Annotated in this window: 21 protein-coding genes and 1 tRNA gene; 15 read left to right on the top strand and 7 right to left on the bottom strand. The window is 39.8% G+C overall.

Annotation, left to right across the window (positions count from 1 at the left end):
• Nucleotides 1-5: 5 nt before the first annotated feature.
• From AC4PL9_RS03395 to AC4PL9_RS03385, 3 genes are read right to left on the bottom strand one after another with little or no spacing between them, the layout of a single operon-like run.
• Nucleotides 6-962 (bottom strand): transketolase family protein, encoded by a 957-nt coding sequence (locus AC4PL9_RS03395; protein WP_491603371.1) that lies wholly within the window; start codon nucleotides 960-962, stop codon nucleotides 6-8.
• Between the two features lie 4 nt (nucleotides 963-966).
• Complete coding sequence (locus AC4PL9_RS03390) at nucleotides 967-2,325, bottom strand: vWA domain-containing protein (protein ID WP_491603370.1); 1,359 nt, start codon at nucleotides 2,323-2,325, stop codon at nucleotides 967-969.
• A gap of 6 nt (nucleotides 2,326-2,331) precedes the next feature.
• Nucleotides 2,332-3,174 (bottom strand): transketolase, encoded by an 843-nt coding sequence (locus AC4PL9_RS03385; protein ID WP_491603369.1) that lies wholly within the window; start codon nucleotides 3,172-3,174, stop codon nucleotides 2,332-2,334.
• Nucleotides 3,175-3,272: 98 nt separating this feature from the next.
• On the opposite strand from AC4PL9_RS03385, the gene AC4PL9_RS03380 reads away from it, so the two are divergent.
• Both AC4PL9_RS03380 and AC4PL9_RS03375 read left to right on the top strand, forming a co-directional pair.
• On the top strand, nucleotides 3,273-6,053 hold the full coding sequence (locus tag AC4PL9_RS03380; RefSeq protein WP_491603368.1) for a T9SS type B sorting domain-containing protein: 2,781 nt from the start codon (nucleotides 3,273-3,275) through the stop codon (nucleotides 6,051-6,053).
• Nucleotides 6,054-6,056: 3 nt separating this feature from the next.
• Entirely contained in the window at nucleotides 6,057-6,431 is a 375-nt protein-coding gene (locus tag AC4PL9_RS03375; protein ID WP_491603367.1) for a hypothetical protein, read from the top strand.
• A 549-nt stretch (nucleotides 6,432-6,980) separates the two neighbouring features.
• Here the strand turns inward: AC4PL9_RS03375 and AC4PL9_RS03370 are convergent.
• Entirely contained in the window at nucleotides 6,981-8,813 is a 1,833-nt protein-coding gene (locus AC4PL9_RS03370; RefSeq protein WP_491603366.1) for a T9SS type B sorting domain-containing protein, read from the bottom strand.
• A gap of 11 nt (nucleotides 8,814-8,824) precedes the next feature.
• On the bottom strand, nucleotides 8,825-9,124 hold the full coding sequence (locus tag AC4PL9_RS03365; RefSeq protein ID WP_491603365.1) for a hypothetical protein: 300 nt from the start codon (nucleotides 9,122-9,124) through the stop codon (nucleotides 8,825-8,827).
• A 297-nt stretch (nucleotides 9,125-9,421) separates the two neighbouring features.
• On the opposite strand from AC4PL9_RS03365, the gene prmC reads away from it, so the two are divergent.
• The 12 genes from prmC to AC4PL9_RS03305 all read left to right on the top strand — a co-directional run bounded on the left by prmC (nucleotide 9,422) and on the right by AC4PL9_RS03305 (nucleotide 19,824).
• Nucleotides 9,422-10,297, top strand: a complete 876-nt coding sequence (prmC, locus tag AC4PL9_RS03360; protein ID WP_491603364.1) for a peptide chain release factor N(5)-glutamine methyltransferase — start codon at nucleotides 9,422-9,424, stop codon at nucleotides 10,295-10,297.
• A gap of 27 nt (nucleotides 10,298-10,324) precedes the next feature.
• Nucleotides 10,325-12,340, top strand: coding sequence for an NAD-dependent DNA ligase LigA (gene ligA / locus AC4PL9_RS03355; RefSeq protein ID WP_491603363.1), 2,016 nt, complete (start codon nucleotides 10,325-10,327; stop codon nucleotides 12,338-12,340).
• On the top strand, nucleotides 12,340-12,798 hold the full coding sequence (locus tag AC4PL9_RS03350; RefSeq protein ID WP_491603362.1) for a DUF6913 domain-containing protein: 459 nt from the start codon (nucleotides 12,340-12,342) through the stop codon (nucleotides 12,796-12,798). Before ligA ends, AC4PL9_RS03350 begins: the two co-directional genes overlap by 1 nt.
• Before the next feature lie 58 nt (nucleotides 12,799-12,856).
• Nucleotides 12,857-13,738, top strand: coding sequence for a 4-hydroxy-tetrahydrodipicolinate synthase (gene dapA, locus AC4PL9_RS03345; protein WP_491603361.1), 882 nt, complete (start codon nucleotides 12,857-12,859; stop codon nucleotides 13,736-13,738).
• Nucleotides 13,739-13,853: 115 nt separating this feature from the next.
• On the top strand, nucleotides 13,854-14,870 hold the full coding sequence (locus tag AC4PL9_RS03340) for a DHH family phosphoesterase (RefSeq protein WP_491603360.1): 1,017 nt from the start codon (nucleotides 13,854-13,856) through the stop codon (nucleotides 14,868-14,870).
• Nucleotides 14,860-15,378 carry an FKBP-type peptidyl-prolyl cis-trans isomerase gene (locus AC4PL9_RS03335; RefSeq protein ID WP_491603359.1) on the top strand — a complete coding sequence of 173 codons (519 nt, stop codon included), beginning with the start codon at nucleotides 14,860-14,862 and terminating at the stop codon, nucleotides 15,376-15,378. The genes AC4PL9_RS03340 and AC4PL9_RS03335 overlap by 11 nt, the downstream gene beginning before the upstream one ends.
• Nucleotides 15,379-15,398: 20 nt before the next feature.
• Nucleotides 15,399-16,253, top strand: coding sequence for an FKBP-type peptidyl-prolyl cis-trans isomerase (locus AC4PL9_RS03330; protein WP_491603358.1), 855 nt, complete (start codon nucleotides 15,399-15,401; stop codon nucleotides 16,251-16,253).
• A gap of 106 nt (nucleotides 16,254-16,359) precedes the next feature.
• Nucleotides 16,360-16,434 (top strand) — tRNA-Pro (locus AC4PL9_RS03325).
• A 22-nt stretch (nucleotides 16,435-16,456) separates the two neighbouring features.
• Nucleotides 16,457-17,392 (top strand): peptidoglycan DD-metalloendopeptidase family protein, encoded by a 936-nt coding sequence (locus AC4PL9_RS03320; protein ID WP_491603357.1) that lies wholly within the window; start codon nucleotides 16,457-16,459, stop codon nucleotides 17,390-17,392.
• A gap of 50 nt (nucleotides 17,393-17,442) precedes the next feature.
• Nucleotides 17,443-18,336 (top strand): patatin-like phospholipase family protein, encoded by an 894-nt coding sequence (locus tag AC4PL9_RS03315; RefSeq protein WP_491603356.1) that lies wholly within the window; start codon nucleotides 17,443-17,445, stop codon nucleotides 18,334-18,336.
• Between the two features lie 51 nt (nucleotides 18,337-18,387).
• Nucleotides 18,388-18,543 (top strand): hypothetical protein, encoded by a 156-nt coding sequence (locus AC4PL9_RS03310; protein WP_491603355.1) that lies wholly within the window; start codon nucleotides 18,388-18,390, stop codon nucleotides 18,541-18,543.
• 150 nt (nucleotides 18,544-18,693) lie between these two features.
• Nucleotides 18,694-19,824, top strand: a complete 1,131-nt coding sequence (locus tag AC4PL9_RS03305; RefSeq protein WP_491603354.1) for a T9SS type A sorting domain-containing protein — start codon at nucleotides 18,694-18,696, stop codon at nucleotides 19,822-19,824.
• An 8-nt stretch (nucleotides 19,825-19,832) separates the two neighbouring features.
• On the opposite strand, the gene AC4PL9_RS03300 is transcribed toward AC4PL9_RS03305, so the two are convergent.
• Nucleotides 19,833-20,237: a thiol-disulfide oxidoreductase DCC family protein gene (locus tag AC4PL9_RS03300; RefSeq protein ID WP_491603353.1), complete on the bottom strand. Its 405-nt coding sequence runs from the start codon at nucleotides 20,235-20,237 to the stop codon at nucleotides 19,833-19,835.
• Nucleotides 20,238-20,337: 100 nt separating this feature from the next.
• On the opposite strand from AC4PL9_RS03300, the gene elbB reads away from it, so the two are divergent.
• Nucleotides 20,338-21,027, top strand: coding sequence for an isoprenoid biosynthesis glyoxalase ElbB (elbB, locus tag AC4PL9_RS03295; protein ID WP_491603352.1), 690 nt, complete (start codon nucleotides 20,338-20,340; stop codon nucleotides 21,025-21,027).
• 68 nt (nucleotides 21,028-21,095) lie between these two features.
• On the opposite strand, the gene AC4PL9_RS03290 is transcribed toward elbB, so the two are convergent.
• The coding region (locus tag AC4PL9_RS03290) for a T9SS type B sorting domain-containing protein (RefSeq protein WP_491603351.1) at nucleotides 21,096-24,373 on the bottom strand (3,278 nt) is incomplete at its 5' end.

Here is a 24,373-nt window from a genome sequence, read left to right as displayed (position 1 = left end):
AGAAACTAGGCTTTACGAGCCAGTACCTTTTCAGCTGCTGTAATAACATCAACTGTATCAATATGATATTTGGTCATTAATTCGTTAGGAGTTCCACTTTCGCCGAAAGTATCATTGACTGCCACATATTCCTGAGGAGCAGGAGTGTTCATAGCCAGTACTTGTGCTACGGAATCTCCCAAACCACCATTTCTCATGTGCTCTTCTGCTGTTACTACGCATTTTGTTTTTGCAACAGATTTCAAAATAGCTTCTTCATCCAGTGGTTTTATCGTATGCATATTGATAACTTCAGCAGAAATTCCTTTTTCGTGAAGTGCCTGAGCAGCTTCGATTGATTTCCACACAAGATGTCCGCATGCTATGATTGTTACGTCTGTTCCTTCGATAAGAACATCTGCTTTTCCAATTTCAAACTTCGCATCCGGTTTAACAAAAATCGGAACTGAAGGACGACCAAATCGTAAATAAACAGGACCTACATGATCTGCGATAGCAATTGTAGCCTGTTTGGTCTGATTAAAATCAGCAGGAACAATAACGGTCATGTTTGGCAGCATTTTCATCATACCGATGTCTTCAAGAATCTGGTGAGTAGCTCCGTCTTCACCTAATGTTAGCCCGGCATGAGAAGCACAGATTTTGACATTCTTCTGAGAATAAGCAATGGATTGACGAATCTGATCGTATACACGCCCGGTAGAGAAGTTTGCAAAAGTTCCTGTATATGGGATTTTTCCTCCTATAGTCATTCCGGCAGCGAGTCCCATCATGTTGGCTTCAGCAATTCCTACCTGAAAAAATCTTTCCGGGAACTCGTTCTGAAAGGCATTCATTTTTAATGAGCCGGTCAGGTCAGCACAAAGTGCAACAACATTCGGGTTTTTCTTTCCGATTTCAAGAAGTCCTTCTCCAAAACCTGAACGGGTATCTTTATTCCCAAAAATTTCAAATTCTTGCATGCTACTAAAAATTTAACGAAGTTGTTTTATTGGATAATATTCTAAAGTCTTTTCTATCAGTGTGCAATGTATTCATTGCATTCAGAGGACGGTATACAATCCGGTAATTACCCGGTTGTAAGTTCCATGTGTCGGATTGTGCCTGTTCATCAAGATTGGCTACCCACTCCATTTCATTGGTGTTAGTAATCAGGAATAACTGCCCGGATATCTTTTTACTTGTCGTATACAACAGAATTCCCGGTGCCGGAATATTGATCGTCTTTTTACTACTCTGGTTAATCTCTACTGTTTGGTAAATCCGGGGAAGAGTCATAATCTCCAGATCGTACTTCCCTACGATATAAGCATCCTCTTGATTCATTTCCTGCACGTTCAGTGTTTTACTTTTTCCGTGTTGCATGACACGCGTCTGAACAGGGTATTCCCGAAGAGCATTGGAAAAGCGAACATGTAGTGTTCCTCTTGGAGCATCAATCTCAATAATGTTATGTTGATTTCGCTTGATAGTAATACCACTTTTAGATACGACAGGAGTAGTAAATACTTCGAGATCGTATGTTACCCGATCATTGATTACTAATGTATCAGGAAGACGGAATTTATTCAACGTATGTGTGTACGAATACAAAGGGATTTTTTTACCGGACTCATACAAGTTAAATGTCACGTCTGTTTCAGAAGGGGTGCCATAGATATCGTTCAGATTAACCTGAACCGTAGTTGCTATTAAAGCACTGTTTATAACAGTGGTTAAAACGTTGGCAAACGAAGTTCTGTTATTCGCGTCCAGATAGGTTCCGATACAATCAAAGTGATTGAGGTATTCCATATCAATCCCGATTCCAATAACAAAAGGACGAATGGAAATTCCCTTTGCGCGAAGTTTATCCGCTATTACACAAGGATCATGATCACATGCTTCAATTCCGTCGGTAATAAGAACGATGACATTTCGGGCATTTTTATCAGGAAAGTCATCTGCTGCTGCTTCAAGACTACGGGCAATCGGGGTCGTTCCCTTAGGAATGACTCCTCTGATTTTTCCTTTTATCAGATTGTGATTGCCTTTTGTGAAAGGAACTTCAAGCTTGGTGTCTTCGCAATCCTGATAGGTAGGAGTAATTGGTGACTGATGACCATATATACGTAATCCGAGTTCTAGATTCGGAACACCACGCAAACTGTCAACCGCTTTAATCAATAGTTCTTTGGCAATTGCAATACGTGTTGATCCGTCCCATTTTGCATTCATACTGTTGGAGGCGTCAAAAACGAAAAGAATTCGAGTTAACTCATCCGGTTGAGCATAGCTTCCCAACGAGATGCAACTAAACAGTATGACAAAAAAGGTTTTCCGCATCTAAAATTAATAATCCCCCAACGTTTCTTCCAATTGTCCAAGCGCATTTTCAAGTTGCTCGGCATTTGGAGCTACTCCGTGCCATTTGTGAGAGCCCATCATGTAATCAACTCCTTGTCCCATTTCTGTTCTCATCAAAATGACTACAGGCTTTCCGTTTCCTAGCTTAGACTTTGCTTTTGACAATATATCTTTAATCTCATCAATATTATGCCCATCCATTTCAAGTACTTCCCAACCGAAAGCCATCCACTTTTGTGCCAGATTTCCAAGTGACAGGACATCATCCACGTCTCCGTCTATTTGTCTGCCGTTGTAATCAACTGTGGCAATAATATTGTCTACCTTATTGGCTGCAGCGTACATCGCAGCTTCCCAAATTTGCCCCTCTTGTAATTCTCCGTCTCCGTGAAGCGAGTAGACAACAGTATCGTCGTTATTTAACTTTTTAGTCAAAGCTGCTCCAAGTGCACACGAAAGACCTTGTCCAAGAGAACCTGACGCCATTCGAATTCCCGGTAATCCTTTATCGACACTGGGGTGTCCCTGAAGACGGGAACTAAGCTTGCGGAATGTGGCAAGCTCTTTTACGTCGAAATAACCTCTTCTTGCAAGAACACTATAAATCACAGGAGAAATGTGTCCGTTTGAAAGAAAAAACAAATCTTCATTTACCCCATCCATAGAAAAATTTTCAGGAGTAATTCTCATAGTATCAAAGTATAACGTAGTCAGGAAATCAGCGCAACCTAATGATCCACCCGGGTGTCCGGAATTAACTGCTGCAACCATTCTGACAATATCACGTCTTACCTGTGAAGCGATTCGTTGAAGTTCTGATGTCTGCATAAGGATTATTTCAATAATATTTGTGCAAAGTTAGTGTTTTTGACTTACTATTTCGTTTTAAACAGAATAATGTATAAACAGTTTATTAACGGTAAAAAATGAAGAAAGTTTTATTATTGTTTGGTCTTGCATTTCCTTTTCTTTTGAAGGCACAACAGGATCAAATTGATTATACTTCGGCAAATGATGGAGCTACATTTAGTACATGTACAGGTTTTATTATTGACTCAGGAGGACAGGGGGGACCCGGGTATTCGGATAATGAAGATATAACCATTACATTTTGTCCACCTGATCCGGTAAATGATGAAATTTTCATCCAGTTTAACCTCTTTAATCTGGATGCTGTTGGTGGTTCTGCAGATTCTATGTTTGTTTATGATGGAGATAATACGGGAGCCCCTTTAATAGGTTCGTATGTTGATAATGAATTAGAGGGAATTGTATTGGCTGCATCAGCTACAAACCCGACAGGGTGTATCACAATACGGTTTGTTTCAGATGCCTCAGGGGGAGGAAGGTTTACAGCGGCGGTAACGTGTGTTGCACCTTGTACACCTCCTATTGTAGATGCTATTGTTTCCGGAATTGCAGGAGATAGTATTCCGGCATGTTTGGACGTTCCATTAGATTTTTTGAATAACGGATCGTACTCACCTTCAGGATTTAATATTGTGAGCTATGAGTGGGATTTCCAGGATGGTTCGGCACCGGTTGCTCAGGAAAATGCAACGCATACATTCACCGAGCCAGGATATTACACGCCTCGATTAGTAGTCGTGGATGAGAACGGGTGTGAAAGTATGAACTCTACAGGGTTGCGCGTATATGTTGCGCCACCACCATCTTTTGAAGACTTTCCAACAGATACAACCATCTGTTTGGGACAATCCATTTCTATTGAAGCCACACTCGAAACATATGGGAATACATGGAATGGTTTTCCTAATTCATCTACTATTGCCGATGGATGTGTGGATGATGAACAATACGGAGTTGCACAAGTACATACTCTGGAATTAGGAGGGTATGTGCCCGGAGCAACACTTACGGATATAAATGACTTACAAAGTGTATGCATAGAGATAGAACATTCATTTATCGGGGATTTTGTTTTACAGGTTCAATGTGCTACAGGACAAACGGTAACGCTTCACCAACAAGGAGGGGGAGGTGCTAACCTTGGAGAGCCTGTTCAGGCAGATAATGTAGATTGTGATGACCCTTCTACAATTGGAGTCGGATATAACTATTGTTTTACGCCAACTGCAACACAGACTTGGGTAGATGCTGCTTCAGGTAGTGGATCTATCCCTGCAGGGGACTATGCAGCAGTTGGAGACCTGAGTGATTTGATCGGATGTCCGTTGAATGATGTGTGGACCATTATATTTACGGATAACTGGGCGGCAGATGATGGAGTGATTTTTGGTTTCTCTATTAATGTAAACCCGGCTTTATTAGCGGAGAATATTACAATTGATGTTGTCGTTCCGGAAGATCAGGATAGTTCGTATTGGACAAGTTCTTATCCTTGGGGGAGTATTTCAGATAACAATAATTTATTTCAGGGAACCCCGGATCAGGTTGGACAGTACACATTGAATTATGAGGTGATTGATAACTTTGGGTGTATTAATGATACTTCTTTAGTCGTAAATGTTGAAGAGCCACCTGTTGTTCAGGCATTAGATGATATTCTTGTTTGTAATACAACTGGTACTGATGTTGTTCAGTTGGGAGCAACAGTTTCAGCTAATGGTTTCTCAAATCTGGTATACGAATGGACAAGTCCTGATAATTTGGATAATCCGAATATTGTTAATCCGAATGCTACTGTTACGGGAGAAGAAACCTTTACGATCACAGTGTATCCGCAAGGGGCTCCACAATGTTCTTCAGATGATCAAATGACGGTAACAGTAGCTATCCCTGAGAACTTTGGGTTTGACTCTGATTTCTTTGTTTGTCCAGGAGATGAGGAGTTTCTGTTTGCTGCAGATTCACTGGCGCTTGAGTCATTCGAATGGATCTCAGGAGGATCGGTAATAGGGACGAATTTCTCTAATTATCTTCCTGCCGGAGAGTACCAGGCTTCGCTTGTAGATAGTAGTGGATGTACAAATGATACATTGTTTACCATTGATACACAGGACAAGATCATTCTGAATGATTTTAGTTTAGTTTGTGATGACACATTATTTATGTTTGGTAATCAGGGTGTAACCACAGGTGTATGGTCTGTTTTGGATGATTTGGATGTTACTTTTATCGATGAAAATGACCTGAATACCAATGCTGTTTATGAAGGTATGGGAACTGTAGGTTTCGTATATTCGGAAGATGTTTGTGATGATTCGGACACGACTTATGTTGATTTTAACAGGTATCCATGGACAGAGGCAAGAGATTCTGTATTGTGTACAGGAAGTGTCTATTATGTAGAAGCGCTTCATTTGGAACAAAATGAGACTTATTCCTGGGATAATGGATATGAGGCACAAGCAACAAATATTGATGAGCCAGGTGAGTATACGGTGACTGTTTCAAATTCATGTGGATCATATAGTCATACAATTCTTGTGGACTTTATTCTTTGTGATCTTGAGGTGCCTAATGTCTTTACTCCTAATGGGGATGATTTGAATGATTTCTTCCAGTTGAAAGAGTATGACGGACTTGAGAATTTTGAAATTGCTATTCTTAACCGATGGGGGAATGTGATTCGGGTATATACAAGTCCTGACTTTAAGTGGGATGGTACGAATGAGGCAGGAGAAGAATTAGGAGAAGGTGTTTATTTTTATAATGTGAAAACAGAAACATGGAACGGAGAGATTCTTGAAAAGCATGGTTTCGTTCAATTAATACGAGAGTAAATTATGAAAAAGTTTGTTGCTATTTTGGCTGTATTAAGCCTGGGGTATTTTGGATATGCACAGGAATTAACTGCTCATTATTCAGTGAAAGAGAATTTGTTTAAGACAGAGGCACGATTCAAATCTACAAGGTTTGAAGTCACAGCTACTCAGGAGGAATTTACTAATATGATAAATTATACGAATCCATTGTATGAACACATGAAGTTTACATACGAAAAAGGAGAAGGTAATGTGTATCGTGTAGTTCTAATGTTTAAACCTGAAAAGGATGTGAACTATGCAATTTCTGCATTGAAAAACATGGGTATTGCCACTATTGTAATCGATGGAGAAAGCCATCCTGTAGAAGATCTTGAGGCGCTACGTGCGAATTAATAAGAAGCTGTAAGCTAAAAAACAACTATGAAAGTAAAAGGGGATTCATTATTTGAGTCCTCTTTTTTGTTTCGGTGTGTCTTGTTCTGAATAAGTAGACATGATTTAATGATACGACAGATAGTTTGACGTAAATTAAGAGTTCTACGTAGTCAGCGGGTAGTATATTCGTTCAGGATTTTAGTTAAATCCGGTGAATTAATATATCAGGAGGTTTAAGGATGGTTTAGTATTGAATTGGTTGCAAAATTGTGTGTCGTAGACTATGAGATTTCCATTGTTATGGGTACACCGGAAGCAAAACTTCAGAAGCTCAAGTTTAAATTTTATTTATAACCAGTTAGTTAACTGTTCCATTAGAATGGAACATGTAAATAATAGTCTTACTGCGGAATAAAGGGAAACGAAGAAATGGTTTGTAGAAAACAGCTAGATAAACTTTGCGTATGAATTCATTTAGATAGTGGGAGCATTGATAATGGTAAATAAAAAAGTCCCGGGGAAGAAATCCCGAGACTTTTATCGTTTAACTAAAAAGAAAATCAAACTTTATTCCAGTACCAAATGTACAAAGTTATGTTCTGAAATTTGCTCTAAATCGGCTCCTGCAATCTTTAAGGTATAGAAGTACACCCCTTCAGCACACATTTCACCTGTATTCATTATCCGACCATTCCATGTTGCATTTACATCATCTGATTGGAAAACGATATTCCCCCAACGATTGGTAATTGAAAGACTCATACTCGTCGCGTTTTGAGCGTTCACAGTAAATACATCATTACTTCCATCCCCGTTAGGAGTGAATACGTTTGGAAGGTCATAGGAAAGAGGTAAAATAAGGTTGACCACAATTTCCTGAGTTGCCACATCTGTACATTCTCCTTCAATAGCTGTAAGTGTTACAATATAAACACCTTCCTGACCGTATGTTGTGTTTTGAGAACTCATATCATTTACACTGGCAGTTTCACCATTTCCAAAGTCCCATTCAAATGAGCTTGCATTTTCCGAGTTGTTTGTAAATACGACATTCAATGGTGCATTTCCTGAAGTTGGATCAGCTTCAAACTGTGCAACGGGTTGATTGTTTTGCTCTACAAATACACTGTCATTTATGGTGCAAACATTATCAGAAACGGAGAAGTAGTACCATCCTGATGAAAGGTTTTGCCAAACTGTAGCCTGAAAAGTGTTGGGGCTGTCGGGACCTGGTCCGCTCCACAGGTAACTCGGTGTTCCTTGAAAGTTAGAGGCAACAGCCTGTACAGCTCCATTGTTAACGCCACAATCGGCAGGGTATTGAATGAGTGTATCTATTGATATCGGATACATTGTAATAAATCCATTTCCGATACTATCTAAGTCGTCCGCAGAAAGTGGACATGTTCCGATAGATCCGCTGGTAAGGATTAATTCCTGACTTTCTGTGACATTTTCAGTTGTAATGACAACCTCACCCGATTGATCAATTGCAGCTATACCTGCTACACCGTTTAATGTGTAATTGATAGTGTCACCTTCTATTCCCGAAAAAACAAAGGAGGCATCATCATTAGGACAAACATTCGGATTGTAAGATAATGAGGGGAGAGGTCTGAAGTAAACTGTAACCTCGTCAGTTCGTGTACAAGTACCTAAAGAAGCTCCGTCATCAGCGACTGTAAGAGTAAATACTACTGAGTCATAATTTATTGTCGGAGTAAATGTAGGTGTTAGCAATGTCGGATCATCCAGATCATTTACAGCTTCTGCCGGAACAGATGTCCAGGTGTAAGATGTATTACCTGCATCATCAGTAAATGATCCGTTAAGAAGTTGAGGTTCGCCTACACAGATATTAATGTCAGGACCTGCATCTACAACCAAATCACAGGGAATGACGGCTCCACAATCAGTTGTACCGGTTCCTCCTGTTTGGGATACTGATATACTTGTAGGATCATTAGAATAGTTTGTGATTAGTAGAATATACAACTCTCCTGTTTGAGCATTTGGAATCACGGCTGTTTCTGTGGAAGCAGATGAATAGGAGCAATCTACCTCGTTTGCATCTGTCAAATCATCCGTACAAGGTGCTGATTGACTTGCAAAAGGTCCCCAAAGGATAAAATCTATATCTTCTGAAGGGCTTGTTGTTAAAGTAAAAGTGATAGACCCGGGGTCAGCAATTTGAAGAAAATACCATGCCGGATTAGGCTCAGAACCCAAACATCCGTAATCAGGTCCTGTTTCTCCTGTTCCAGAGTTGGTTCCGGCAGGAAAAGTAATGGGTGAATCAGTACACAAAGGGGCTGCATTGATACAATTGTTCCCCTGAGCGTTAGCGAAAGAAGATATACCAAGAGCCAGTAATCCAATGAGAAAATGTATGTGTTTCATGTCAATTGGTTTTATTTGTTATTATCTTCAGATGCTTTAACTAATTCTTCTCTCTGAATCAGAGCTTTCTGAATGTTCTTTTCCATTTTTTCGTACCAACCTTCTTTAAGTGCTATGGCATGCTCTTCAGGAGTATTTTTTACATACTCAATTTTTGTTTGAACTGCTTTAATATATGAATCAACGTCCGCTATTGATGTAAATCGATCTTTTTGGACACTTGTATTGCTGGAGTTTGATTTAGGTTGTTCCTGCGCGAAAGATGTCGCTAAACACAGTAAAGAAAATATTGAAATTATAAGTTTTTTCATTGTTATATTTTTTACAAATATACTTATTAGACGTTTAAAAAACAGCTAAAGTTGCTTGGGTTTTTGCTTTTTGAGTGGGATTTTTACTTATGAATAATAGTAGAAGGATAGGGGCTTGAAGGGTAGAAAAGACAAAATATTCTTGCAATTATTATTCTTTTGGGATGAAGTGTTGTTTTTGTTCGTTTAACGAGGTAAGCCGATGAACAATAAAGTTTAAAATGAGACTTTGAAAAGGACGAATAAAAAATTTACGAGAATATAAAATTACTTTTGCTGTTATTAGAAGAATAGAAAATGTTTGTAAGTAAAAATACAATAGCTGCATGTCTTGATTACATGAAAGAGCGATTGATATCCCGGTTTAGTGAAAGTGAAATCAGGGGTATCCAGCATCTTGCCTTTGAGAAACGTTTCGGGTTTTCCCGTTCAGATCTGATATTGAATAAAACAGAAGGTCTGTCTGAATCTGATTTGCTTTTTTTCAGAGATGTGGTGAAACGTTTACTGAACGATGAACCTTTGCAATACATTATTGGGGATACGGAGTTTTTTGGACTGAGGTTGAAGGTTGACAAAAGAGCTTTGATTCCCCGTCCGGAAACGGAAGAATTGGTTCACCAGATTGTAAATAAGCGGGACGGTTATGAAGGATTGAGAATACTTGACTTATGTACAGGGTCAGGTTGTATTGCTTTGAGTTTGAAGTCAGCTTTCCCGACGGCAGAAGTTGTTGGAGTAGATAGTGAAGAAGAGGCGTTACAACTTGCCAGAGAAAATGCAGTAAATACAGGATTAGAAGTAGCATTTTATCAGGGAGATGTATTAAAATGGAGAGAGTGTGAGGTGTTGAAAGACGCGAAGTGGGATATTATTGTTTCGAACCCACCTTATATTCCGTTGCGTGATAAGCGAGAGATGCAAGATAATGTTCTTGGTTTTGAACCACATAAAGCTTTGTTTGTTGAAGACGATGATCCATTAATCTTTTACCGGGAAATAGCTGCGTATGCTTCAAAAAGTTTACTGAGCGGAGGTTTGTTAGGGTTTGAAATACATGAGGATCTGGCACAAGAGACGGTAAAGCAAGTACAGGAACACAAGTTTATTCACGTAAGTGTGTTGATGGATTTGCAGGAGAAGGAACGAATGGTTTTTGCTGAAAATGCGTAATTTTCGCCCCGAAAATGACTTTCAATCATGACAAAAGAACAGGCAGAGGATAAGATTAAACGATTAACAGAAGAACTGAATCATCATAATTATTTATATTATGTACAATCAGAACCTGAAATTTCTGATTTCGAGTTTGACATGTTGTTGAAAGAATTACAGGAGCTGGAGGCTTTATTTCCTGAGTTTGCCGATGAAAATAGCCCAACAAAACGCGTAGGTGGAGATATAACAAAGAAATTTCCTTCGGTTGTACATCGTTTCCCAATGCTTTCTTTGAGTAATACCTACTCAGAGGAAGAAATTACCGATTGGGAGGCCCGGATAAAAAAACTGGCTCCGGGAGATCTGGAATATGTTTGTGAGCTTAAATATGATGGTGTAGCGATAGGGATACGATATGTTGAGGGTAGGCTTGTTCAGGCTGTTACTAGAGGAGATGGAGCCCAGGGAGAAGATATTACTGCAAATGTGCGTACAATCAGAACAATTCCTCTTCAACTCAGAGGTGACTTTCCTGAAGATTTTGAGATCAGAGGAGAAATCTTTTTCCCGTTGGAGAATTTTCATGCATTAAATAATTATCGCGAAGAATTAGGAGAACCGTTATTCGCTAATCCAAGAAACACAGCGTCAGGTACGCTGAAATTACAGGATTCTTCTGTCGTAGCAGAAAGAGGTTTGGATTGTTTTTTATATGGCGTGTATGGTGCTGACGGAGTAGAATCCGGACATTTTGAAATGGTTCGACATGCGGGAGACTGGGGGTTTAAGATTCCTCCTGTTAAAGAGCGATATATTGAAAAGCATACAACCATAAAAGGAATTATGGAGTTCATCCATTTTTGGGATAAGCAACGAAATGAATTACCTTTTGAAATCGATGGAGTTGTTATAAAGGTAAATAGTTATCAGCAACAGGATGATCTGGGGTTTACAGCTAAGTCTCCCAGATGGGCAATTGCGTATAAGTTTAAAACAGAGAGAGTTGAGACGATTCTTGAATCGGTTGACTTTCAGGTAGGGCGAACCGGGGCAGTTACACCCGTTGCAAATTTACGACCTGTAGCATTGGGAGGGACTACCGTAAAAAGAGCCTCTCTCCATAATGCTGATCAAATAGAAAAATTGGATTTACATATTGGTGATGCGGTATATGTGGAAAAAGGAGGGGAGATAATCCCGAAGATCGTAGGGGTGAATACTGAACTTCGCCAATCGGATGCGGAAAAAGTAAGTTTTATAGAGTTTTGCCCTGAATGTAGGGCTGAGTTGATCCGTCGTGAGGGGGAAGCACAACATTTTTGCCCGAATGAATTAGGCTGCCCTCCTCAGATAACAGGACGGATGGAGCATTTTATCAGTAGAAAGGCAATGGATATTGACGGAATGGGAGCAGAAACCATTGAATTACTTTTCAAAAAAGGCTTAATACGAGATGTGGCAGATATTTATAACCTGAAATTCGATGATCTAGTCAAACTGGAACGGATGGCTGATAAGTCTGTCAATAATTTGTTGCAGGGAGTTGAAGCCAGCAAGCAAATACCTTTTGAACGCGTTTTGTTTGCGTTAGGAATCAGGTTTGTAGGAGAGACTGTCGCAAAAAAACTGGCAAAGGCCTTCGGGTCGATTGATAAACTGATAGCAGCTTCTTTTGACGAATTGATAGCGGTGGATGAGATAGGAGAAAAAATAGCGATGAGTATCCAGTATCATTTTCAGCAACCGGAGAATATCGAAATCATACGTCGTCTTCGGGAAAGTGGGCTCCAGTTTGAGATGGAGGAGAAAGAGTTGGTATCTAATCTGCTGGAAGGAGCTTCAGTAGTTGTATCAGGAGTTTTTGAAACAGTAAGCAGAGATGAACTGAAAAAGCTGATTGAGGATAACGGGGGGAAGAACGTGGGGTCAATTTCATCAAAGACTACCTATCTTGTAGCGGGTGAAAATATGGGGCCCGCAAAACTAGAAAAGGCAACGAAGTTAGGGGTTCAGATAATAAGTGAAAAAGAATTCTTAACCCTAATTGGTAAAGCCTGATGGAGGTTAGTAATATAGAAGACTGGAAGCGTGTTTTGTTTATTCTACCCGTGTTAAATCATGCGGAACAGGAAAAATTTCGGGAATTATTACTGGAAATGAAAGATATGAATTCCGGGCTACAGCTTGATACTATTGTTTGGGAACCGGATAAGCGAAAGTCAGGGGCAAAGAATCATGTTCGGCTTCCAAATGAAATGAACGGGACGGATTTCTCCCTTTTCGGGAAACTCAAAAATGAACATTTGAAGCATTATTTCTCAGGAGACTTTGAAGTTTTGGTAGTTTTTCCTTTTGAATTTCCAGATAAAGTACGAAAACTATTGCGAAAAACAGAAAACAGGCTAAAGATTGGATTTACTCCAAAAGAAGATTTTTACTCGGCAGTATTTTCAGATAGTAGCAACCAGTTCTCTGAAAAAGTAAGATTATTCAGAAAGTATGTTCTGAGAAGATAAAAATATTTCAAAACTTTCGCCAACTTTGTATCAGTTAGGTATTAAATAGATTCAACGTATGAACGCTAAACGTTTTTCAGGAGTAGGGACAGCTTTGGTAACCCCTTTTACATCAGATTATTCAATCGATTTTATTGCTTTGCGAAAATTGGTAGAGTTGCAACTGAATGGGGGGACAGATTTTCTGGTCGTACAAGGTACTACTGGGGAGTCTCCGACATTATCGTCAACTGAAAAACAGCAGGTCCTTGAAACGGTAGCGGAAGTAAACAATAAACGACTTCCGATTGTTTATGGCGTGGGAGGAAACAATACAGTTGATGTTGCTGAAAAAATCAAGCAGGTTGATACGTCACTTGTGGATGGGATTCTTTCCGTATCTCCCTATTATAATAAGCCTACACAGGAGGGGATTTATCAACATTACAAGTACATAGCTGAGGTATCGGATTTACCGATTATTTTATACAATGTTCCGGGGAGAACCTCGTCGAATGTAGTAGCAGAAACAACTTTGAGACTTTCTGAAATTCCGTCAATTGTTGCTATGAAAGAAGCTTCCGGAAGTTTAGAGCAGATCATGGAAATTATTCGTAACAAACCGGACGATTTTCTTCTTCTTTCGGGAGATGATGCACTTACATTACCGATTCTTGCGTGTGGGGGAGACGGAGTTATTTCCGTTGTCTCGAATGCTCTTCCTGAAAAGTTCTGTAAAATGGTACATGCAGGTTTAAAAGGAGATTTGGAATTGGCACGTAAGCTGCATTATGAACTGTTGCCTGTTACCGGATTGTTCTTCGCAGAAGGAAATCCCGGAGGAGTTAAAGAAGCCCTGGTTTTCAGAAAAATAATGGAGAAGTATATGCGCCTTCCTCTTGTTAATGTTTCTTCTGATTTGTCAGGAAAAATTGTGGAAGAAATGAAGACGTTGGTATAAGTTTTCAGGAATCGTACTTGTTTTCAGTAGCTTTTAGGGAATTGCGTAACAAAAGTGCAAACTAACGTTATACAGCCAAAATTCATACCTTTAGGGCAAAAATTGAACAAGGTACATGTCCATATTTAATGCAGAGAACAGTCTTCGCTTCCTGAAAGAAGTTGAAGCCGCAAATAACATCGTAATTACAGCACACAAATCACCTGACGGAGATTCCATAGGGAGTTCGTTAGGAATGTATTTCTTCCTCAAATCTTTAGGAATTGATTCTCATATTTGTCATCCGGATCCCGCTCCTGAGTTTCTGTCCTGGCTGACGGGAGCTGATCAGGTGCATAGCTGGCAGCAGGAAAATGAGTTTGCCAAAGATCTTTTTGTTAAAGCAGACCTTATAATACATCTGGATTTTAATGCTCCCGGACGTGTAGGAGAGGATATGCGACCAGCTTTGGAAGAAGCGACAGCAAAGAAAATAATGATTGATCATCACCTGGATCCTGATGAAGACTTTTTTGATCTTTCATATTCTGATCCTTCTTGTTGCTCGACCAGTCAAATGATTGCCGAACTTATTATGGCCTCGGGACATGAAGATAAGTTGAACGCCCTGATCGGTACGCCACTCTATTGTGGAATTATGACTGATACAGGTTCATTTCGATTCCCGTCAACAAAACCGGAGACACACGAGATTATAGCAAAGCTGATTCGGGCGGGAGTCAAACAATATGAAGTACATGAAAATGTATATGATACCAATACTATTGATCGGATCAAGCTGAGAGGATACGCCCTGGCTGAAAAAATGGAAATCTGGGAAGATCTGGACACGGCAGTTATCTCTCTTACAGAAGAAGAAATGAAACGCTTTAACTATAAAAAGGGAGATACCGAGGGACTGGTAAATGTAGCTTTGTCTATTGTTGGAGTGAAAATGGCAGCTTATTTTTCGGAAAGTGAAGGATTTGTGAAAATTTCTTTCCGTTCCAAAGGAGCGGATAATCCGGTAAATGAGATAGCGGCAAAATATTTCAGTGGTGGAGGACATAAAAATGCAGCCGGAGGAAGATGGGACTTACCGATAGAAAGCGCTGTGGAACGATTTAAAAAAGCATTAAAAAATGAAATATAGCTTTTGCGTATTGCTGGGTATAGCTTTGATACTCCAGAGTTGTGGAGAAGAAGAAAAACAGCAGAATATTGAGTGGACAAAGGAGCAATCCGTTGAACTGAATAAGTCCTGGTCAGAAGACGAAGAATATGTAATCCAAAAGTTTTTGGAAAGAAGGCCGGATTGGAAAATGACAGAGTCAGGAACAGGACTTCGTTATATGGTGTATGAACATGGAGAAGGAGATTCTGCAAGAGCAGGTTGGTTTGCAAAGGTAGAATACGAGATCAGTTTATTGGATGGGACTGTTTGTTACTCATCGGATTCAACGGGTGCCGAATCTTTTTTGATTGACAGGAGTGAAGTGGAAAGTGGGCTTCAGGAAGGAATTAAGTACATGCGGGTTGGTGATCGGGCAAAATTGATTATTCCAAGTCACTTAGCGCATGGTCTATTAGGGGATATGGATAAAATTCCTCCTTTGGAAACGGTTGTTTTTGATATTCACTTAATTGGTTTGAGCCGATGAAAAACGAGAAATTAAGTTTTTTGCTGCTAGTAGTTTTAGTAGTCACTTCCTGTAATTTTTCAGGTGTAGATAAAAAAAAGGATGAATCATTTCGTGAGAACGGAAAATCAATTGAAAGTTCGGATTCTACTGAACAGACAGTTTCTGATGTTATGCCACCAAAAATTGAAAAAGCCCCGATTGATACACTTTTTCTGAATAATGGTATTTATATCGTATACAAGGAGAAAGGTAGCGGAGCACAGGTAAAAGATAATGATGTTATTTGGATAGACTATACCTGTCGACTTACGGATGGAAGAGTATTTGATACCAACGAGAAGTTGGGGAAACCCATACCGTATATGGTCGGATGGGGATTGCAGACAGAAGGTTGGGATATTGCCATTAAAGAATTAAAAGAAGGTGATGAGGTGGATATATTTCTTCCGGCGAAATATGCGAGAGGGGAAAAAGGAATCCCGGGTGTCGTTCCTCCTAATGCAGATAATTTGATTGCGCTGAAAGTGAATGAAATAAGTATGCCAGATTACACTGTCGATGGTGTAGAGGTATGGATCATCAATAGAGGAAAGACACAACCAGATGTAAAAGAGGGCGACGAAATTCTGATAGACTATTTTGCACACGCTAAATCTAATCCTCGTTATGATAATTCCTTTAAGAACGGAGAACCATATCAATTGAAGATTGGGGGAGGAAGCAACCTGCCAGGATTAAATATGGCACTTTCGAAGGCGAAATTAAGTGATAAGCTATGGGTTCGGATTCCCTCCAGACATGCTTTTGGAGCAAAGGGAAACCTCAATTTGGTTAAGCCAAACGAGAGTATATTTTTTGATTTGCGTATCCTCAAAATTTTGGATGCTAATTAATTGATTATCCATATTCTTCTATACAAAAATCAGTTGGATAAAGTAGTATACATCCTAAAACTAAAAAAGATTGCTATCTTTGCGAAGTTTTGAATTTTAATGAGCTCGGGGTGTAGCTCAGCCAGGTTAGAGTACACGTCTGGGGGGCGTGTGGTCGGAGGTTCGAATCCTCTCACCCCGACTTTTTAAAATACTTGAAAATCATGCAGTTCACTATTCGATTTACTCTGTTTTTTATCATTTTTGCTTCCGCATTAACGGCTCGATCTCAATATGTACTGGATACACTGGATTCTGAAAGAGGTCCGATGGTTATTTATTCAAATTATACCTGGGAATATCTGGAGGATATGCACTTTGACGGTATCATGAATAGCTACCTATACGATATTCTTGCGGCAGATTCCACCTTGAATTTTACACATGATTGGGACACGGAAGTTTGCTATCCTTCCAATTTGCAAAATAGTTACTCAGATCTGAAAGACACAATCTGGTTGTGTACGGTAGATTCAATGTATTCCGAATTTGTGATGCCATTTGACGGAAGAGTGACTTCTCGTTACGGATGGAGACGAGGTCGTCCTCACCATGGAATTGATATTGGTTTGCGAACAGGAGATACCGTTCGCGCTGCCTTCTCAGGTAGGGTACGCTATGCTAAATACAATGAGTCCGGTTTTGGTAATCTTGTAATTATTCGCCATTACAATGGTCTGGAGACATTTTATGCACACTTATCCAAGCATATGGTTGTTCCCAATCAATTAGTAAATGCAGGAGACCCTATTGGACTGGGGGGAAATACAGGTAGGTCGTACGGCGCTCACCTTCACTTTGAAGTGCGGTTCTTTGACATTCCGATCAATCCGGAACGAATCATTAATTTTGATAAAAAAGAATTGGTAGATGAGAACCTATTTGTACATAGCGGACTATTTAAAGGAAGTCCTTCTTACTCCTCATCTTCGGCCAGTTCTGCATCAACATCAGGCGCGACCTATCACAAAGTGCGCTCAGGCGATACATTGGGACATATTGCTGCCAAATACAGAACTACTGTGTCGCGTTTGTGCTCGTTAAACGGGATTCGTCAGACGACTATTCTTCAGATAGGACAGACACTTCGTGTTCGTTAAAAAAATCACAAAAATTTGTTTGCCACTCTTTTTTTTCGTAAGTTGTATCCATGGATACGTGCGGATATAGAGTTGTGTTGTCGATTGACGGAGGGGGAATCAGAGGTATTATTCCTTTGATTATGTTGGATCATATCGTAGAGAATTTTCGAGTGATAGGTCATGAAGTTCTAATCCCTGATTTAGTAGACTTATTTGTTGGTACTTCAACCGGGACCATAATCAGTAGTGGTCTGATGTTAAAGAATCCTGATGGTTCGATGAAATATTCGGTAAGAGATATGCTGAATATGTATATGAATCGGGGACACCAGATTTTTAATAAAAGTAATGGGAATAGTTCTCATAGATATGTTTATCCTTTCCGATTGGTATTGGAGTCCAGTTTTGGGAATTATCGTATGAGTGATCTGAAACATAACTATATGTTCGTTAGTTATGATCTGGTTGAAAACTCACCTTATTTTTTTAAGAACAATACAGAAGAGCAAAACGCTACGGAATTGTCCGAGGTAATTATGGCTTGTTCTGCTGTACCCGGATACTTTCCTCCTGTTCGATACCGGGATCGGGAATTGGCTGACGGAATGCTGACAGCAAAGAACCCAACGAAACATGCGTACGAATATGCGAGGGAGTTATTTCCGAATGATAAGCTATTAGTAATTTCTTTGGGAACGGGATCTTGTGTAACGAAGAAAGCCGACTGGATAGATAGCGAGGTGGTAAAGACACATTCTTACATGAAGAAACAGATGGACTTTGATCAAAATCTGATGTATGTGCGTTTACAACCTGATTTACTGATTGCAAACGAGAGTATTGATGATACTTCGGATGAAAATATCTCCGGTTTAGTTAATGATTCTGTCAATTATCTTCGCGCTGCAACCCCTAAATTTGATAGGCTTTTTAATTTGATGACAATAAAATTATCTGCCTGATTCTAATCAAACGTTTTTTTGCTTATTTTTGTTTGGATTTAATCTAAATAAATGGAAGCGAAAAATCTTAATGGATTGGAAGTTAATTATCCGCTTTTTTCGGAAGACATTCCTTCATTTGATGGAGGATGTTGTGGAAAGAAAAGTAAGTGTTGTAAGAACTATAAGAAGAAGGGGAAACATTGTAAGAAGTGCCCTAAAATATAGGTTCAGAACGAGTTGGGTAATGTTACTTATTCTTACCGAAGTGTTACGTTAATTTTAACACGGGTCGCATTTTTTTGATAAAAAAAACAATTTTTTTTTGTATCAGATTGATTATGATGTACTTTTGCGGTCAAAATAAAACGTAACATCATGAACAAACTACTACTAGCCACCAGTATTTTTATTTCAAGCTTTTTTGTGTCTGGGCAGACTGACTGTCCACTGAATACCTCTGAATTCCCTTTTACCACAGACGATGATTGGGCACTTTACAGTTGGTCGGCAGGATTGTATATGCCTTTTCAGCTGGGTGGGGCACAAACACTTACAACGTTATCTTTTCGTTTAGATAATCATTCCCCGTTTGGATCCTACACCTACAACAATATTCGAATATATATGCGACATACTTCTGTGAATAATTATAGCAGTTCTCCGGGGTACCCGGGAACAGCTGGTTTTACACAGGTCTGGTCGGGAAATATGACCTTCAGTTCAACTGGAGTTTACACATTTGTATTGTCCACAGGTTTTGTTTACGATGGTATTCAGAACCTTGAGCTTCTAATCGAAAACAGGGGGGGAAGTGATAATACGGATGAAGAGCCCTGGTTCGATCGGACGAATAATGCCGGATCAGGAGTTTATTCCGGTAAAGTAGGGTGGGGTTCAAGTTGGAGTAGCGCAACGTCTTCAAGTCAGAACAGAACCTATAACCTTCAGATTAACAGTGTAGATTGTGGCGGTTTTCCTCTTCCGGTTAAGCTAAAAGATGTCACAGCGGTTTGTGAAAATGATAATAAAACGATACTAAGATGGACAACTTTTTCTGAAAGTAACAACGATTACTTTTCGATTGAAAGGTCAGTAGATGGTATTTCATGGAGAGAAGTAGGGCGAGTAGAAGGAAGCGGAACGACAAATAATAGTAATACGTATGAGTTTGAAGATGTATCAGACGATGAGGAAATCATGTATTATAAACTCTCACAGACCGACTTTAATGGAGAGGGCGAAATGTTGCGAGTTGTTACAGTAAATTGTGCTCGTGAAGAACGTTTATTTGCCTATTTAAATACGTCTGATCACACACTTGTAGTAGATAGTGATGAAATCAGTGGAGTCAAAATAATTAATTCAACCGGTCAACAGGTAGAGTTGTCGGCTGTTGATACAGGAGATCAGGTAGTCTTTGAAGTATCTTCGCTTCCAAAAGGCTTGTATATTATTTGCGTTACTGAAGAAGGAAGTCAAAAAATGCAAAAAGTTATTATATTCTAACTATCGGGTTATCCGAGAAAGCGATGTCGTTCCTTCTCGGAAGGAAGTTGGCAGGTTTCCTGTTTATAGATTTTCTTTCTGTGTTTGGCAATGAGGTTATATACACTATCCCGAATGATAACCGGGATTAGTAATAATATTCCTGATAAAAGTTTATGCCTTTTCAGATGCTTTCCTATTCGGAGTGCACCGGTTGAACGGTAATGAAAATGTTCATTTTCAAAGAAAATCAGAGAAGATAAGTCGGGCAAAGGTTCTCCTTTCTGCAAAAAAAAGTCACTTGCAAAATCAGATTGAAGCGAGGCGAAATATAAAAAAGGTTCCTTTTTATTATGACGCAATATATACATTACCGATCGGTTACAAAAACCACAATCGCCGTCATAAAAAACGATTCTATGAAAATCATTCATACCCGCTAAAATACGAATAAGTTTTATTCCATTGCTTAACAATTCTTATCTTAGTCGTTGTCGAAATTAATCAGAGAAATAGAAAAACAGATTTGAGGATATGAAGAAGATCGGTGTATTGTTATCAGGATGTGGAGTGTATGATGGTGCGGAAATTCATGAGTCAGTTTTTACAATGCTTGCTATTCAGGAAGCGGGAGCAGAATACGTTTGTATTTCAGTAAATAAACCGCAACACCATGTTGTGAACCATTTAACTGGAGAAGAAATGAAAGAAAGCCGAAACATGATGACAGAGGCTGCGCGTATTGCGAGAGGAAATGTAAAAGACATAACAGAAATCGACCCTGCGGATATTGACGCTTTAGTAATTCCGGGAGGATTCGGATCTGCAAAAAACTTTACATCCTGGGCATTTGATGGTCCGAAGGGAATGGTTTTACCTGAAGTCAAATTGTTGATCGTTAATATGATAAATATCGGGAAACCGGTTTGTGCACTATGTGTTAGTCCGGTTGTTGTGTCAAAAGCTCTTGAAGATTCCGATATTCATGTAACCATGACTTTGGGAACAACAGAAGAGGCTTCTCCTTATGATATTCAGGGCTTCTCAGATGGGATCAAACAGACAGGTGTAGAACCTGTTTTTAAAACGGTTAAGGAAGTACAGGTAGATACGGTAAATAGAATTGTTTCTGCTCCTTGTTATATGATGGACGCAAGTATGATAGAAGTAAGAAATAATATTAAGTCAGCTATTGAAGAAACAATCAACTTAATTGAAGCATAGCTATTGAAGCATATATACAAAGAGAAACGGGGCGGTTTTTAACCGCCCCGTTTTATTGTGAGTAGTTATTATTTTCGAACAAGGGTAATAAACCCGTGTAAATCTTCAGAGTTTCCGGAGTAATACTTCAACGTTATTTTATAGAAGTACACGCCTTCATGAGAGTCATTTCCTCCCATATCCTTCCCGTTCCAGAAGCCTGAAATATCATTGTACTGGTAGACAAGATTTCCCCATCGATTAAGAATAGAGCATTCAAACTCCTCTACGCAATCAGCGGTTACAAACCAGTAATCATTCACATCGTCATTGTTAGGTGTTAATACGTTCGGAACAATTACTTCTTCAATTGATGCAGCTGTATGAACTGTGAACAGATTCTCCAGAATACATCCGTTGTTGTCTTCAACTGTCAGCGTATATTCCCCTTCAGAAAGATCTGTAAATACACCTTCTTCTGAAGTAAGTGTATTGTTCAAAAGGAAAGAGTACGGTGCTTCACCTCCGAAAACCTGTTCAACAATAATTTGTCCATCATCAAAACCGCATGTGGCTTCAGCACTGAAGGCTGTAATGCTCTCAATACCATTCGACGGATCAACTAAAATATCCGTTTCTGTGTATTCACATCCTTCAGCATCTTCTACAGTAACCGTATAGTTACCTGAGGCTAAATCAGTAAATTGATTTGAGGAACCAAAAGAACCGGAGTTGATCTGATAAGAATAGGGTTGAGTTCCTCCCGTTACCGAGGTAACGGAAAGTGCACCATTATCAAAACCACATTCGGTTGACTCGGTTGTAATTACAATGGCTTCGATACCATTCGATGTGAGCGTAACAGAAGTGTCTCTTGTACAACCTCCGCGGGTTACCGATACAGAGTAGGTGTCCACACCAAGGTTGTCAGCTGTGGTTGTTTGATTATCTGTTATTCCTGTATTGGCAGACCAGTCAAACTGATAAGTACCTGTTGCCGGACTTGTTGTGACACTAATACTACCGTCTGTACCGTAACAAACAGGATCAATACTGGTAGCTTCAATTGTAAAAACATCTTCGTCTACAGTCACCGAAAAAGTGGCAGTACAACCATTGGCATCCGTTACGACTACCGTATAATTCCCTGCACACAGATTTAAAGCCGTTTGAGAGGTTTGGGATGCCGGATCATCCCACTGATAACTAAACGGTGCTGTTCCGGTTTGTGGGGTAACTGTTGCAGTTCCGTTGCAAAAACTGATTCCGGTTTCAGCAAGACAATTAGAAGGATCATTACAAGTGGCTAAAGAAGAAGTTCCAGCTCCATTCCATGTTCCTCCATCCGGAATTCTTCGAATAGACTGCCCGATATGAGATCCGGCGTCCAGAGTACTGACGTGATTTTTGTTTGCATCAGGAATTGCATTATAACTATCCAGAGTACCGGAAAAACTACAGTTTGATTGGGGAACACAAGGTGTACCATCTAAATCAGTTGTATTTCCCATTCCCCATCTTACTGCATCCTGTGGAACTCCCTGAGCATCATAAAAAGCAAACCATCCTCCGGCATTTGGGAACCAGAGACGTTGTGTACCTGTTCCCACACAAACTCCGGGATCGGTAATATTATAAGGTACAATTAATTCGACAACATTCCCTCCGTTTTCAACCAGAAGCTGTGAGGGCACCGGAGAGGCGTTCACTCCTCTTATCAACGCGAATCCCAATGGTGGTACAATCGTTCCCTGAGGGATTACGTAACCTCCTGAGTTTGTCCCACCAACACTGCCAGGAGCACTGTTCCCCAGATAGTAACAGGAAATGTCAACTGAGTCACACCAGTTAGGATTGTAAAGTTCGATCCACTCACCCCGTCCGTTTCCGGAACCACCTTCACCTGATATGGATCCGTCTCCACTGCTTGGAGAGATCATTAGCTCATTAATCATGATAGAAGGTCCATCATAATTACAGGATAAACAGGCCGAATTCGGTTGTGTATCAGTATCTGCAGTTATTGCACCTCCGGATCCCGGAATAGTAATAACTGAGCTGGATACTTCACAACCACTATCATCAATAACAGTTACGGTATAATTACCACTGCTAAGACCTGTAAAGTTAGCTCCCGGTTGAGTAGTCGTTCCACCATCTAAACTATACTGATAGGGCGGTGTACCTCCGGAAACAGTGACAGAAATAGAACCGTTTGAAGCAGTACATGAATTGGAGCCTGTTATTTGTATATCGTCAATAACGGGAGCACCATTATTACTAATAGTTACATTCTCCGAAACATCACAGTTGTTATCATCTGTTACAACAATAGCATAGTTGCCGGCAGATAAATTACTGAAGACATTAGATGGTTGAAAGGTTGTTCCTCCATCAATACTGAAAATTAACCCGGTTGTAGCACCTGAGGTTTGAATCGTAATTTCACCATCGTTTGCACCACATGATGCAGGGGTAACCTGAATATCATCAATAACAAGGTCACAACAATCTGACGAAGGACTGATTGTAATCTGATCAGAAGTACTGATACAACCATTGGCGTCAGAAGCTTCCAAAGTATAAGTTGTGGTGGTAGTAGGGCAGACCGTTGGTGTTAATGTTGTTTCATTGGTCATATCAGTTACCGGAGTCCATGCAAAATCCGCTTCATAGCTAATTTCAGGATCGTCAAATGTGATACACCAGCCATTGAAAAAACCAAACCCAATATTTGCGTCAGTATTGACTGTTAATGTCCAGTTACCTTCTGTACTGCATCCTGTGAGGTCGTTGAGCGAGTTTCCGTTTGTTGGCAGAAAGTCACCATCATAAGGATTGGTTCCAGTATTGATTGGCTGGGCAGCCAGTAATGTAAAGCAGGTCTCCTGACCAAAGCTACTAAGGTTTTGACCGGACAAGTCTCCGGTTGTTACTAGCTGGACAGATTGCCCGGAAGGACAAGAGAGTGAAATGTCAAAACTGGATAAATCAACAGTTGACGGAGGAAAAAGGTTTTGTCCGAAAAACTGTAATCCGGTAATACATACAGAGGTGATATAATCTGAAGTAACTGTAGCTAAATTTAACCCGGTGACATTAATTTCAATAGAGTTACTTACCATACCAAAAGCTCCTGTGATTTCCTGAATGGTACCATCGCAAAACTCTTTTATGCCTGCAGGGCTGACAATCACTTTGGCTTCGGCATCGAGATCAATACATTCTCCGGGACAAAATGTGGTATCTTCTCCGGCATCAACGATAAGTACAGGATCTTCCACAACAATAGTTATTGTACTATTACATGTTTCTACTCCATCCGTAATAATAGCTTCATACGAAGTTGTTGTCGTCGGACAAACCT

This window comes from Wandonia sp. (genome assembly GCF_984588085.1).
The sequence above is the reverse complement of the archived record's forward strand: the minus strand, read 5'-3'. Positions and strand labels throughout refer to the sequence as shown.